Source organism: Micromonospora sp. NBC_00858 (genome assembly GCF_045207365.1).
GTDB lineage: Bacteria > Actinomycetota > Actinomycetes > Mycobacteriales > Micromonosporaceae > Micromonospora.
On sequence record NZ_CP108828.1, the window covers coordinates 2,912,510 to 2,924,852 of the forward strand.

Genomic DNA, 12,343 nt, shown 5'->3' on the forward strand with positions numbered 1-12,343 from the left:
CGGATGGAGGCCAGACGCCGTCGGGCGGGTGAGGAGCGGACCGATGTCCACGCTGCCCACCGAGGAGGATCCCCGGCTGACCCCGGTACTCACCGAGGACCGGGTGTGCACGGGCGTCACGACCCTGCGGGATCGGATCTTCCTGAGCTACCCGTCGGCGGACCGGCCGGGCGTGCAGGTGGCCGAGGCGCTGCCGGACGGCCGCCGCGACCCGTACCCGAATGCCGCGTGGAATCGGGCGGGCCAGGGACCGGACGGCGCGTTCGTCAACGTCAACGGGTTACGTGCCGGGCCGGACGGCCGCCTGTGGATCATCGACGCTGGGGCGCCACAGATCGGCACCCGGCAGGTGCCCGGCGGGGCTCGGCTCATCGTGGTCGACCCGGACGGCGACCGGGTGCATCGCGTCTACCACCTCGACGCGGCGGTGCACCCCACCAGCCACGTCGACGACGTCCGGTTCCACGACGGCGTCAGCTATCTCACCGACGCCGGAGCGCCCGGCCTGATCGTGCTCGACCTCGACTCCGGGCAGGTCCGGCGGGTACTGGACGGGCATCCGAGCACCGTCGGCGGGCCTCTGGTCGCCGACGGCCGGCCGTTGCGCGACCCGGACGGCGGTGAGGTCCAGCTGCACGCCGACCAACTGGAGGTCTCACCGGACGGTCGTTGGCTCTACTACCAACCGGCCTCCGGCGGGATGTCCCGGATCGGCACCCGGTGGCTGGACGACCCGTCGGTGTCCCCCGACGAGTTGGGCCGGCGGGTCGAACGGCGGTGCGACACGCCCGGCACCGGCGGCACGGCGATCGATGCCACCGGCACCATCTACGTCAGCGACGTCGAGCGACGGCGCGTCCTCGCCCTGGCACCGGACCGCAGTGTGCGCACGCTCATCGCCGATCCGCGGCTGGTCTGGGTGGATGCGATGTGGATCGACGCCGACTCCCGGCTCTGGCTGCCGGCCGCTCAGTTGCACCTGACCGCCGGGCTCAACGGTGGGCGGTCGGCCGTCGACTACCCGGTCCGGATCTTCCGGATGCCGGTCGATTCCGGCCCGCCAGCGCTGGACCACCTCTGAGCGGAGACCGGTCGGTGCGGACGCCGCCGCAGGTCCAGCAGGTCCAGCACCGGCATGGGTACGGAATCTCGGTGGAGCAGCCGAGGGCGGATCGGTGAGGATCGGGGCATGTCCGTTCCCGCCCGTCAGATTCGCGCTCGCTACTCCGCCGACACCGTCACCGTCTACCAGGCGTATCCCCCGCAGGTCGCGCTGCCGGCGGTGGCGGCCGGCCGCTTCGTGGCCCCCTTCAAGCGGGACCGGATGACGTGGATCAAGCCGTCCTTCCTGTGGATGATGTACCGCTGCGGCTGGGCCACCAAGCCGGGCCAGGAGCGGGTGCTGTCCATCGACATCACGCGGGAGGGATTCGAGTGGGCGCTGGCGCGAGCCTGCCTGAGTCACTACGACCGGGACGTGCACGGCGACAAGGCGACGTGGTCGCGTCAGCTGAAGGCCAGCCCGGTGCGGGTGCAGTGGGATCCGGAACGGACACTGCACCTGAAAGCTCTGCCATACCGGTCGCTGCAGGTCGGGTTGTCCGGCGAGGCTGTCGCCCGGTACGTCGACGACTGGATCGTCTCGGTCACCGACATCACCCCCACCGTCCACCGCGTACGGGAACTTCTGCGCGCCAACGACGCACATGCGGCGACAGACCACCTGCCGGTCGAACATCCCTACCCATTGCCGGCTCAGATCGCCGCCGGCCTCGGCCAGCGCAGACGTCACGGCCGGAGATACCCGGACAGTGACAACGCGCAGCTGGCCGCGTCGCTCGGCGGCAGAGGCGGACGTCGATTCTTGCGTGGCCGGCGATATCCTGCCTCGCATGCATCGAAGCCGTGTGTACGCGCTGCTGATCGACACCCCCGAGGCGGAGGCCGCGCGGGCGGCGCAGTTCTGGTCGGCGGCGCTGGGCGTCAGCACCCGGTCCGATCCCGCAGAGCCACAGTTCATTGGCCTGCACGAGGCGCTGCCCGGGCTGGTCACCGCGGTCCAGGCAGTCGACGACGCCCCGCGCTTTCACCTCGACATCGAGACCGACGATGTGCCGGCCGAGACCGCACGGCTGATCGACCTGGGCGCGACCGAGGTGTCGCAGTGGCTGGAGTGCCGGATTCTGCGGGCACCCGGGGGGCACCTGCTCTGCGTGCTGCCAGTGGCGAGCCCACCGGCGGTCTTCGCCGCCCAGGCCCGAACCTGGCCCTGATCCGCCGGGTTGTCGCAGGTCGGCGCTAGGGTTCCGGCCATGGCAGAGTTCGTACTGGTGGCGGGGGCGTGGCTGGGGTCGTGGGCGTGGGACGAGGTGCTGCCGCCGCTGCGCGCGGCCGGTCACGGCACCCACCCGCTGACCCTCTCCGGCCTCGCCGAGAAGCAGGGCGTGCCGGCCGGGCAGCAGACCCACGTGCAGGACATCGTCGGTGAGATCGAGCGGCGCGACCTGCGCGACGTGGTGCTGGTCGGGCACAGCTACTCGGGCATCCCGGTGGGTCAGGCCGCCGAGCGGATCGGCGACCGGCTGACCCGGGTGGTCTTCGTCGACTCGGAGGTGCCGGTCGACGGTGGCTCGTTCGCGTCCGGCTGGTGGCAGGGCCCGGCGGCGCTGGAGGCGTTGATCGCCGACAACGGCGGCTACTGGCCGCCGCTCGGCGCGTCCGACCTCGACGGCCAGGGTCTCACCGACGAGCAGGTCACCCGGCTGGTCGAGGGCTCCACCCCGCACCCCGGTGCCACGTTGACCGAGCCGGCCGTGCTGACCCGCCCGCTCGGCGAACTGCCGGCCACGTACGTCAAGTGCCTGCTCGACGGGCCCGAACCCAACGACACCGTGGCGAAGCTGCTGACCAGCGAGCACTGGCGACTGGTCACGATGGACACCGGCCACTGGCCGATGATCTCCCAGCCCGCCGAGCTGGCCCGGCTGCTGCTGGACGCGGCCGGCTGAGCTGCTCCGCCGGCCGGGTTCTCCCCCGGCCGGCGGTGTGCTGGCCGCCTGCCTGCTGCCCGCAGCGCGGTCAGGTCGCCAACTCGTCCCGCAGCGGCGCGGTCAGGTCACCGGCTCGTCCTGCCGCGGCGCGGTCGCTGGCTCGTCGATGGTGGTGATGTGGCGTACTGGCGACGCGAACAGCCAGAGCACGGCGAGCACGCCGCCCAGGCCGGCGACGACCAGTGTCGGCCGCAGCCCGATGGTGGTGCCCAACGCGCCGCCGACCAGCGCGCCGAGGGGCCGGATGCCGTAGTTGACGGCGCTGTACGCACCGGCCCGACGGCCCCGCGCATCGTCGGGCGTGACCGCGGTGATGAGGGCGTTCAGGTTGACGTCCATCAGCATCACCCCGACGCTGGAGACCAGTTCGATGGCGGCCAGCATGCCGACCTTCGCCCAGGTCGGGCCGGCCACCAGCGCGGTCAGCGCCAGCGGCGCGGGAAAGAGGACGACGCCGATCATCGCGGTACGCCCCAACCCGATGGCGCGGGAGACCCGGGGCGCCAGCGCCGCGCCCGCCAACCCACCGATCGCGCCGGCGCCGAACGCGATGCCGATGGCACCGGCGGACAGGTCGAGCTCGCGACTCGCGTAGAGCACCAACAACGCGCTGGCGATGAAGGTGAAGAAGTTGACGGTGCTGGTGCAGCCGAGCGCGGCGCGCAGCACCGGGTGGCGCAGCACCAGGACGAGACCTTCGCGGACGAGGCCGAGGGTGGACGACCGCCGCGGTGGCGGAGGCGCCTCGGTCACCGGGATGCGGCCGAGCATCAGCGCGGAGCCGAGGAACGACACCGCGTCGACGATGACGGCGACCGGCGCGGTCAGCGCCTGGACCAGTCCACCGCCGACGGCCGGGCCGGCCACGAACGACACGGCACGGCTCATGCTCAGCTTGCTGGTGGCGTCGACGTACGCCGACCGCGGCACCAACGCGACGAAGAACGCCTGGCGCGCCATGGCGAACAGCACCGCCCCGGCACCGGTGAGCAGCGCCACCAGGTAGAGCTGGGTGAGGGTGACCGCGTCGAAGAGGTAGGCCACCGGCAGGCTGAGCAGCACCGCCGCGCGGATCAGGTCGGCGATGATCAGGAGCCGGCGCTTGTGGGTGCGCTGGTCCACCCACGCGCCCAGGAACAGGCCCAGCAGGTTGGGCAGCCAGATCAGCGCGGTGAGGACGCTGACCTGCGCGGGCGTCGCGGCGAGCAACGAGACGGCGATCAGCGGCAGGGCCAGTTCGCTGATCCGATCACCGAACTGGGAGATCGTCTCGCCGATCCAGAAGGTGCGGAACCGCCGGTCGCGGTGCAGGGCGGGTGGGGGCGCGGTGCCGACGGTGGTCACGACGCGGCCGAGTCGTCGCCGGGCTCGGGCATTACGTAGCGCAGCATCCGGACGACCTGCGCGCCGGCCGGTGGCGCCTGGTCGTCCTTGCGCCGCACGTACGGGGCAAGCAGCTCCTCGATCGCGTCCTCCAGCTGCCGCATCTCGTCGGCGGTGGCCACGAACCGGGTGTCGGCCACCCCGGCCAGCCCGCGCCACTCGGCGTCCAGCCGGGGCTCGTCCTGGAGCAGCCACTGCTGCGGAGCGTCGGCGTACCGGGCGAACATCTCTCCCCGCAGCTGGCGGCCGGCGGCCTGTCCCTCGGCGTCGTCCGGGAGCGTGAAGCGGAAGCCCCGGGCTGCGGCCTGCCACCAGCGTTCCCGCTTGCTGGTGGCGCCGTCCCAGTCGGTGACCAGGCCGAACGTCGCGAGGTGCCGCAGGTGCCAGCTCACCACCGACGGCGTGGCGCCGACGTGCGGCGAGAGCCCGGTGGCGGTGGCCGGGCCGTGTCGCTGGAGACGGTCGAGGATGGCCAACCGGACCGGGTGCGCCAGCGCCCGCAGCGCCTGCGGCTCGGTGATCTCGAAATCCCCGTACGGATTCTTGAGAGACATGTTTCGAAAGTAGTCTCTCAGGTTCCGTCGGGCAACCCCGAACTTCGCCGGATGGCTTCGGTCAGCTCACCCCCAGCCGGGCCAGCGGCTCGACCAGCTCGCGCTCCTCGTAGCTGAGGTGGGACAGCAGGGTGTCGCTCAGCAGGTCCACCGCAGCACGCAGCTCGGCCAACCCGTCCGGCGCGCCGACGTACGCGACCAGGGCCTGGTCGACGCCCTCCAGCACGTCGTGGATGACGTGGTGTTCCTGCTCCAGCCGGTCGACGACCGGGGCGAGGCGGGGATCGCGCTGCCGCAGCCGCGGGAAGAGGGCCTGGTCCTCGATGGTGTGGTGGGTGGTGACGATGCGGCAGTAGGACTCGCAGTAGACGCCGAGCGTCCACCGGTTCTGCCGCATGGTCATCGTGTTGATGTGCGACCGGGCCGTGCCGGCATCGATCTCACCGGCGGCCACCTGCTCGATCAGGTCGTGGATCTGGGCCAGCTCGCCGCGCAGGCCGTCGTGCACCTGCACCAGGTGCTGGCCGTTGGCCTGCTCCTGCGGGGTGTAGGTACGCGTCGGGTCGGGTGCGGGTCCGCTCGGCCGGGTCGACTCGTCCCAGACCTGCCGGTCGCTGCGCCGCCCGCCGTCGTCAGGGGTCGGCACCACCGCGAAGGCGCCGCTCGGGCGGGCCGCCCGCACCGGCGCGGCGACAACCCTCGCCGGCTCAGGCTCAGGCTCAGGGTCCGGCGTGCGCTCCGGCGCCGTGCCGCGGTCACGCTCGGCGGCCACCAGCTCGCGAACGGCGGGGGCCACCTCGCCGGCGAACCGGCGCAGGTCGTCGGGGTCGTCGCTGCCGAGGATGAAGGTGCTGATGCCCTCGTCCAGCGCGAGCTCGGCCAGTTCCTGCACCCACTGCTCAGCCGGCCCGTGCAGCGGGCCGCGTCCGACCGAGGCGAACTGTCCGGAGACGTTGAGCAGCCGGCGGATGTCCTCGGGCGAGCGGCCCGCCTGCCGGGCGGCGTCGTCGATGATCGCGTTGCCCTTTTCCAGGTCACCGGGCTGGAGGTAACCCAGCGAGGGCAGCCAACCATCGGCCCGGCGACCGGTGAGCTCAAGCATCCGAGGCTTGTACGCGCCCAGCCAGATCGGCACCGCGTGCGCCGGCGCCGGGCCGCGCTTGGCACCGACCACCCGGTGGAACTCGCCATCGACACGCACTCCGCCGCGCGCCTCGGCGTCCCAGAGCTGGCGGATGACCTCGATGGCCTCCTCCAGCGCCCGTACGCCCTGGCCGGGGGTCAGCCGACGGCCGCCCATCGCCTCGATGGCCTCCCAGAACGCTCCCGCGCCGAGGCCGAGCTCGACCCGGCCGCCGCTGAGCAGGTCCAGGCTGGCGACGCTGCGGGCGAGCACCGCCGGAGGTCGCAGCGGCAGGTTCGTGACGTTCGCCGACAGGTGCACCCGGGTGGTCCGCGCGGCGACGTAGCTCAGCAGCGTCCACGTGTCGAGGAACTTCGGCTGGTACGGGTGGTCCTGGAAGGTGACCAGGTCCAGGCCGACCTGCTCGGCCAGGACCGCGAGACCGACGGTGTGTCCCGGATCGTCGGCGCCGGGCGTGGTGAACGATCCGAAGACCAGGTCGTGGCCGTAGTCGCTCATCTGCGAGCCTCCCGTGTCGCGCGATGCATCATGGCCTCAACCTTATGTCATACAGAACATCTGCTGCCAACAAGGTCTGCGACGCTGCGCTATTGTCGGCGTATGACGGGTGCCACCGACGCGCGGGACCGACCCGATCCCCTCGACGAAGACCTGGGCTGGATGCTCGGGATCGTCTTCCGTGGTTACGTCCGGGCGGCCGAGCACGCGCTCACCGACTTCCCCGGTGGCCCACGCGGCTACCAGGTGCTCACCGCCGCGATCAACGGGCCGACCCGGAACCAGGGTGCGATCGCCGAGGAACTCGGCATGGACCGCACCGTGCTCACCTACGTCATCGACGACCTCGAACGACCCGGGTTCGTCGCCCGCCGGGCGGACCCGGCCGACCGGCGCAGCCGACTGGTCGACGTCACCGACGCCGGCCGCGCGGCGTGGGAGCAGCGGCGGCGGGCGCTGCGCCAGGTCGAGTCGCACCTGTTGGGGGCGCTCTCGCCGGCCGAGTCGGCGACGCTGCGGGCCCTGCTCCAGCGGGTCGCCTGCTCGGCCCAGGCCGTCGACCCACTACGCGACCTCTGCGAGGTGGTCGCGCAGGTGCAGCCCGACCCGACCCCGCCCACGCTTTCGCCAAACGCACCACCGGCGTCCGCGCCCCCGCGGCGGACGCCGGCCACCCGCACCCGCCGTCGCGGCTGAGCCGGGCAGGCGGTCTGGTCAGGCGGTCGGGTCAGGCGGCGGCCCGCTCCGGCAGCGGACGACGCCGCAGCGCCGGATCGGTGAGCACCTGCGGCGCCCAGGCGCCGTCGGGCTGGTAGAGGTTCGTTCCGGGCGCGACGATCTCGTCGATCCGGTCCAGCACCGCGTCGTCGAGGGTGAGTTCCGCACCCGCCAACAGCCCGTCAAGCTGCTCCATGGTGCGCGGGCCGATGATGGCCGACGTGACACCCGGATGCGCGACAGTGAACGCCACGGCCAGCTCCGGCAGGGTGCAGCCGACCTCCTCGGCGAGCGCGACGAGACGGTCGACCGCGGCGTACTTGGCCGCGTTGCCCGGCAGCGCGGGGTCGAAACGGGCCGGGGTGAGGGCAGGTCGGCCGGCGCTGAGATCGACCGGTCGGCCGGCCCGGTACCGGCCGGAGAGGAAACCGGAGGCGAGCGGGCTCCAGACCAGCACCCCCATGCCGAGACGCTGGCAGACCGGCAGCACCGACGTCTCGATCCCCCGGGCCAGGATCGAGTACGGCGGCTGCTCGGTGCGGAACCGACCCAGCGCCCGCCGCTCGGCCACGTGGTACGCCCGCACGATCTCGTCCGCCGGGAACGTCGAGCAGCCGAAGGCCCGGATCTTTCCGGCCCGTACCAGGTCGGTGAGCGCGCCCAGCGTCTCCTCCACGTCGGTGGTGTGGTCCGGCCGGTGCACCTGGTAGAGGTCGATCCAGTCGGTGCCGAGCCGGCGCAGGCTCTCCTCCACCTCTCGGACGATCCAGCGCCGGGAGTTGCCCCCGCGGTTGGGGCCCTCCCCCATCGGAAAGTGGACCTTGGTGGCCAGCACCACGTCGTCGCGCCGGCCGTGCAGCGCCTTCCCGACAATCACCTCCGACTCCCCGGCGGAGTACATGTCGGCGGTGTCGACGACGTTGATCCCCCGGTCCAGTGCGGCGTGCACGATGCGGACGCAGTCGTCGTGGTCGGGGTTGCCGACCGCGCCGAACATCATCGTGCCGAGACAGTGGACGCTGACCTGGATGCCGGTGCCGCCGAGGACGCGGTAGCGCATGGAGTCCCCCGAAATGGTTGGAGCCGCGCGGACGGGGGCGGCTGGCCCGTCCAGCCAACCTAGGCATTCGAGCGCACTCGAGGTCAAGTGAGCACGGGCCGGGCCCGCCGGCACCGCTCGACCGTCGTGCGTCGAGCCGTACCGGCGGACCCGTGCCGGGGTCAGCGCACGTGCACGAACACCGGGTTCGAGTAGAACCACAGGTCGTCCCACGGGCTCTCCAGCCCGTCGGCCAGCGGCTCCGCCTCGTCCGTGCTGGTGCCGCGGACCCGCGCGTAGGTGTCGGCCTCCACGTTGCGCAGCGTGTGCCGGATGACGTAGTCCGCACCCTGCCGGCGCCAGTCCCGCGGGCCGAACCGGGCCACCACCTTGGTGGTGGGGTTGGTGTCGGCGTCCGGGTTGGCGCTCGGACCGGTGACCTGACCGACGATCAGGTCGACCCGGCGGACCTCGGGGCGGTCACCGTTGGCGTTCGCGCCGTTCAGCGGACGGAACTTGATCTCGATCTCGACATCGGTGCGGTTGCGACGGCTGACCGTGATGGTCTCGCCCACCTCGGCGGTCCGGCCCTGGGAGCTGGCGGTGACGTCGAGGCTGCTGATCAGGTCACCGGTGGTGACCCAGATCCGGCCGTTGCGCAGGCCGTCCATGATGTCGCCGTAGTCCTGGCGGGCGTGCACGTAGGTCTTGCTGTACTCGCCCGGCCAGAAGTCCGAGCCGCCGCGCGTCCAGTGCACATGCGAGTCCGAGGTCGCCGTGATCCACCAGCGGCGGCCCTCGCCGAGCAGCGAGTCCCACAGCCCACCGACCCGCGCGGTCATCTGGTCGAAGCCACCGTAGGTGGGGTGGTTGCCGTACCCGCCCCGCTTGCCGCCGTTGAGCGGACCCGCCTGGTGGCCGGGCGCACCCTCGAAGCCGATGTACACGTCCGGGGCGGCGTTGTTGCCGTTACGGAACTCCCGTGGGGTGTCCTGGCCGTAGACGCCGAGGCCGGGCGCCGAGCGCGACGCGTGGTGGGCGATCACCAGCGGCTTGTGCGGCATCCCCCGGGCGACCTTGAGGAACTCCACCATCCTGGCCTCGGTGTCCCGGGCCGGGTCGGTGGGGAACGCGTCGTACTTGGCGAACCGGCTCTCCAGCTCGAACAGCTGCTTCGCCTCGTCGTCGTGGCGGGGGATCATCAGCGTGTGGTGGTCCAGCGCCGGCGCGTCGAACTCCATGCCCCAGAACTGGAGCACCTCGGGGACCAGCTTGCGTGAGCGCAGCAGGTCGGGGTACGCCTGCTCGATGTTCACCTTGGAGTGGGTCGGTCCACCGTGGTCGGTGCACATCGCCCAGCTCAGGCCGAAGTTCTTCGCCATGATGGCGTTGGTGACGATCGGGTAGACCGCGTCCGCGCCCTTGTGGAACACGATCGGGGACTTCGTGGTGTCGAACTCGCCGCTGTACTCGGAGTGGACATGGTGGTCACCGGCACGCCACGCCCGGTTCTTGGAGTTGCCCCGGTCGCCCGTGTCGTCGCCGGGCCGCCGCTCCTCGTCGGCCCAGGCCGCGCCTCCGCCGATCAGCGGGCTGGCAGCGGCCAGCGTCGCGCCGACGCCCGCGTACTTGACCAGCTTGCGGCGCGACAGCTGCCCGCGCTCGGTCTCTTCGGGTTGCTTGTCCCTCACGTGAGAGCCTCTCCTCGATCAAGCGAATGCTCTTTCGATCAAGGAGCCTTGAAGAAGGTCGTGAACGCACTCTGTACGGTGCGCGGGCGCACGATGAACACCCGGCCCGGACCTCCCGACAGGCCCGGCGCCGCCCGCCCGAGGCTGCGGCCGGCACCCCGCGACAGCACGGGGTGCCGGACCAGGATCGCCAGGTCAGGGCACCTGCCGGGTATCCCGCGTGCTCCGGGCGGCCGACGAGTCGGCCGGTCCGGTGACCACCGGTGGCGCGACGTCGACCGAGGGCAGCCCGGCCCGGCCGGCGAGCGGCAGGATCAGCTCGCTGCGACCCAGGTCGACCCGGACGGTGGCGTCCTGGTCGTCGGTCTCGGTGAACTGCGGGTCGCTCTGGCCGAGCACCAGGCCGAGCACATGGCCGGCGGGCAGCACCGCGTCGTACGCGTTCAGCGGCACGGTCACCGTGTACCAGCGGTCCGGCCGCAGCGGGGTGCTGAACCGCAACGAGCGGTGGTGCGCCGCATCGAGCCAGCCCCGGGTGAGCACGGCATGGTCGGAGACCTCGGTGATCTCCTCGGTGTCCCGGTAGCAGGCGTCGTCCGCGTCCGTGGAAGCTCCCCAGCACGACTCGGTGCTCAACGTCCGCACCCCCTCCGAGCTGCCGTACCGGATCCGCTCCGCGGTGCCGTAGTCGACCAGCCGGGCGGTCAGCTCGGTGGTCGGCCGGTCCACCCGGATCCGTAGCCGCACCGAGGCGCTGCCGGAGATCCGCAACGGCGCGGTGAGCGCGCCGGAGAGGAAGACCAACCGGCCGGCGGTCGCAGTGCTCGGCTCGGCGACCAGCTCCGCCTCGCTCAGCGACTCGTCGACGTACGCCTGCTCGCGGCCCGGCCGCGCGCCGCGCCCGCCCAGGGTGCCGGTCACGCCGTCACCGGCACCGAGGGCCACCCGTACCTCCCGGGTGCCGGGTGCCGGCCAGTCCCGTTGCGTCGTCCAGGTTCCCGGCGCGGTCTCCAGGTCGACCCGCGGCTCGTCCATCACCCCGTTGCGCAGCCCCTGCAACCAGTAGTCGAACCAGCGGTGCAGGTCGGACACCCACTCGGCACGCCGGACGTCGAACGGGTCCTCGTGGCCGGCCTGGTAGAGCCAGAGCTTGCGGGGCACTCCCTGCTCGGCCAGCTCCTGCCACCAGCGGGCGAACTGGTTGGTGGTCACATTCAGGTCGTTGACGCCGTGCGCCACGAACACGCTGGCCCGCACCCGGCCGGCCGCGGGTCGGTAGTCGCGCTGCGCCCAGAACCCGTTGTAGTCGCCGGTCTCCTCGGCGCTGTCGGCGCGCAACCGGGCCAGCACCTCCGCGCAGGCCTCGTCTGTGCGGCCGTTGACGTACGAGTGCAGGTAGCCGGGATAGTCCGTGGCACGCAGCACCCCCTGATAGCGCATGTAGTCGTACCAGCTGGAGATCGCCGAGATCGGCACGATCGTCGCCAGCCCCGGCACGCCGGTGGCGGCAACCCCGTTGGCGACCGAGCCGTCCCACGACTTGCCGATCATGCCGACCCGCCCGGTGCTCCACGCCGCGCTGACCGGTTGACCGTCGGCGGTGAAGGCGCGGGCCCGCCCGTTAAGCCAGTCCACCACCGCCTTGGCGCTGCCCACCTCGGCCGGGCCGCCGACGTCCTCGCAGCCGGTGGAGCGGGCGGTGCCGGCGAGGTCCACCGCAGCGAACGCGTAGCCGCGCGGGACGAAGTAGTTGTCGTAGAACAGCGGCGCCTTGGCGATCACGCCTGCCGCGTCGTACGTCTTGCGCTCGCTCTCGTTGCCTCGGCCGCAGCAGAGGTAGTAGGGCGAGGCGTCCATGATGACCGGCACCCGGACCCCCGCAGCGGCGGCCTCCCGGGGCCGGACCAGGTCCACCGCCACCCGGTCCCGCACGCCGTCACCGTCGGTGTCGGCCCGGGTCTCCACCCAGACGCTCTCCCGGATCGCGTCGGCATAGGAGTACGCGGGGACGGTCTGGTCGCCGACGACATGCGGCGGGGCCGGGCGGTGCTGGGCGGCCGGGTCAGCGGTCGCCGGAGCGGCGGCCACCGAGTCTGCGGCCACCGGGGCGGCTGCCACCGGAGCGGTAGGCAGCGCCGCGAGCAACAGGCCGGCCAGGACGGCGGCGACCCGGGCGCGGGTGCCGGCGGTCAACGGAGTGGGCGACATCGGTGTCCTCCCCAGGATGCGGCGCGTGGATCACATTCCATCGCATCGATGCCCTGCTT

At 72.2% G+C, this 12,343-nt stretch carries 10 protein-coding genes and 1 pseudogene; 5 read left to right on the forward strand and 6 right to left on the reverse strand.

What is annotated here, in order from left to right; all coding sequences use genetic code 11:
• The first annotated feature begins 43 nt into the window (after window positions 1-43).
• The 4 genes and pseudogenes from OG990_RS13715 (at window position 44) to OG990_RS13730 (ending at window position 3,008) form a co-directional block, all read left to right on the forward strand.
• Window positions 44-1,081: an L-dopachrome tautomerase-related protein gene (locus OG990_RS13715; protein ID WP_406080776.1), complete on the forward strand. Its 1,038-nt coding sequence runs from the start codon at window positions 44-46 to the stop codon at window positions 1,079-1,081.
• Between the two features lie 108 nt (window positions 1,082-1,189).
• Window positions 1,190-1,774 (forward strand): annotated as a pseudogene (locus tag OG990_RS13720) (DUF4291 domain-containing protein); the annotation flags it as partial.
• Between the two features lie 118 nt (window positions 1,775-1,892).
• Window positions 1,893-2,273: a VOC family protein gene (locus OG990_RS13725; protein ID WP_406080777.1), complete on the forward strand. Its 381-nt coding sequence runs from the start codon at window positions 1,893-1,895 to the stop codon at window positions 2,271-2,273.
• Between the two features lie 39 nt (window positions 2,274-2,312).
• Complete coding sequence (locus tag OG990_RS13730; protein ID WP_406080778.1) at window positions 2,313-3,008, forward strand: alpha/beta fold hydrolase; 696 nt, start codon at window positions 2,313-2,315, stop codon at window positions 3,006-3,008.
• Between the two features lie 102 nt (window positions 3,009-3,110).
• Here the strand turns inward: OG990_RS13730 and OG990_RS13735 are convergent, their stop codons facing one another.
• The 3 genes from OG990_RS13735 to OG990_RS13745 all read right to left on the reverse strand — a co-directional run bounded on the left by OG990_RS13735 (window position 3,111) and on the right by OG990_RS13745 (window position 6,629).
• Window positions 3,111-4,394 (reverse strand): MFS transporter, encoded by a 1,284-nt coding sequence (locus tag OG990_RS13735; RefSeq protein WP_406080779.1) that lies wholly within the window; start codon window positions 4,392-4,394, stop codon window positions 3,111-3,113.
• Entirely contained in the window at window positions 4,391-4,987 is a 597-nt protein-coding gene (locus tag OG990_RS13740; RefSeq protein WP_386992145.1) for an ArsR/SmtB family transcription factor, read from the reverse strand. The genes OG990_RS13735 and OG990_RS13740 overlap by 4 nt, the downstream gene beginning before the upstream one ends.
• A gap of 61 nt (window positions 4,988-5,048) precedes the next feature.
• Entirely contained in the window at window positions 5,049-6,629 is a 1,581-nt protein-coding gene (locus tag OG990_RS13745; protein WP_406080781.1) for an LLM class flavin-dependent oxidoreductase, read from the reverse strand.
• A gap of 102 nt (window positions 6,630-6,731) precedes the next feature.
• Here OG990_RS13745 and OG990_RS13750 point away from each other — a divergent pair, with 102 nt between their 5' ends.
• The gene (locus OG990_RS13750; RefSeq protein ID WP_355602726.1) at window positions 6,732-7,325 is read left to right on the forward strand and encodes a MarR family winged helix-turn-helix transcriptional regulator; all 594 of its coding nucleotides are present in this window, start codon (window positions 6,732-6,734) and stop codon (window positions 7,323-7,325) included.
• Between the two features lie 31 nt (window positions 7,326-7,356).
• On the opposite strand, the gene OG990_RS13755 is transcribed toward OG990_RS13750, so the two are convergent.
• From OG990_RS13755 to OG990_RS13765, 3 genes are all read right to left on the reverse strand, one after another.
• Window positions 7,357-8,406, reverse strand: a complete 1,050-nt coding sequence (locus OG990_RS13755) for an aldo/keto reductase (protein ID WP_406080783.1) — start codon at window positions 8,404-8,406, stop codon at window positions 7,357-7,359.
• 161 nt (window positions 8,407-8,567) lie between these two features.
• On the reverse strand, window positions 8,568-10,076 hold the full coding sequence (locus OG990_RS13760; RefSeq protein WP_406080785.1) for a phosphoesterase: 1,509 nt from the start codon (window positions 10,074-10,076) through the stop codon (window positions 8,568-8,570).
• A 195-nt stretch (window positions 10,077-10,271) separates the two neighbouring features.
• Window positions 10,272-12,284: a Xaa-Pro dipeptidyl-peptidase gene (locus OG990_RS13765; RefSeq protein WP_406080786.1), complete on the reverse strand. Its 2,013-nt coding sequence runs from the start codon at window positions 12,282-12,284 to the stop codon at window positions 10,272-10,274.
• Window positions 12,285-12,343 lie beyond the last annotated feature (59 nt).

What these genes read in the sequence shown, in the direction of transcription:
- OG990_RS13715 (WP_406080776.1), top strand. Translation starts at nt 44, where the DNA reads ATGTCCACGCTGCCCACCGAGGAGGATCCCCGGCTGACCCCGGTACTC.
- OG990_RS13725 (WP_406080777.1), top strand. Translation starts at nt 1,893, where the DNA reads ATGCATCGAAGCCGTGTGTACGCGCTGCTGATCGACACCCCCGAGGCG.
- OG990_RS13730 (WP_406080778.1), top strand. Translation starts at nt 2,313, where the DNA reads ATGGCAGAGTTCGTACTGGTGGCGGGGGCGTGGCTGGGGTCGTGGGCG.
- OG990_RS13740 (WP_386992145.1), bottom strand. Translation starts at nt 4,987, where the DNA reads ATGTCTCTCAAGAATCCGTACGGGGATTTCGAGATCACCGAGCCGCAG.
- OG990_RS13745 (WP_406080781.1), bottom strand. Translation starts at nt 6,629, where the DNA reads ATGAGCGACTACGGCCACGACCTGGTCTTCGGATCGTTCACCACGCCC.
- OG990_RS13750 (WP_355602726.1), top strand. Translation starts at nt 6,732, where the DNA reads ATGACGGGTGCCACCGACGCGCGGGACCGACCCGATCCCCTCGACGAA.
- OG990_RS13755 (WP_406080783.1), bottom strand. Translation starts at nt 8,406, where the DNA reads ATGCGCTACCGCGTCCTCGGCGGCACCGGCATCCAGGTCAGCGTCCAC.
- OG990_RS13765 (WP_406080786.1), bottom strand. Translation starts at nt 12,284, where the DNA reads ATGTCGCCCACTCCGTTGACCGCCGGCACCCGCGCCCGGGTCGCCGCC.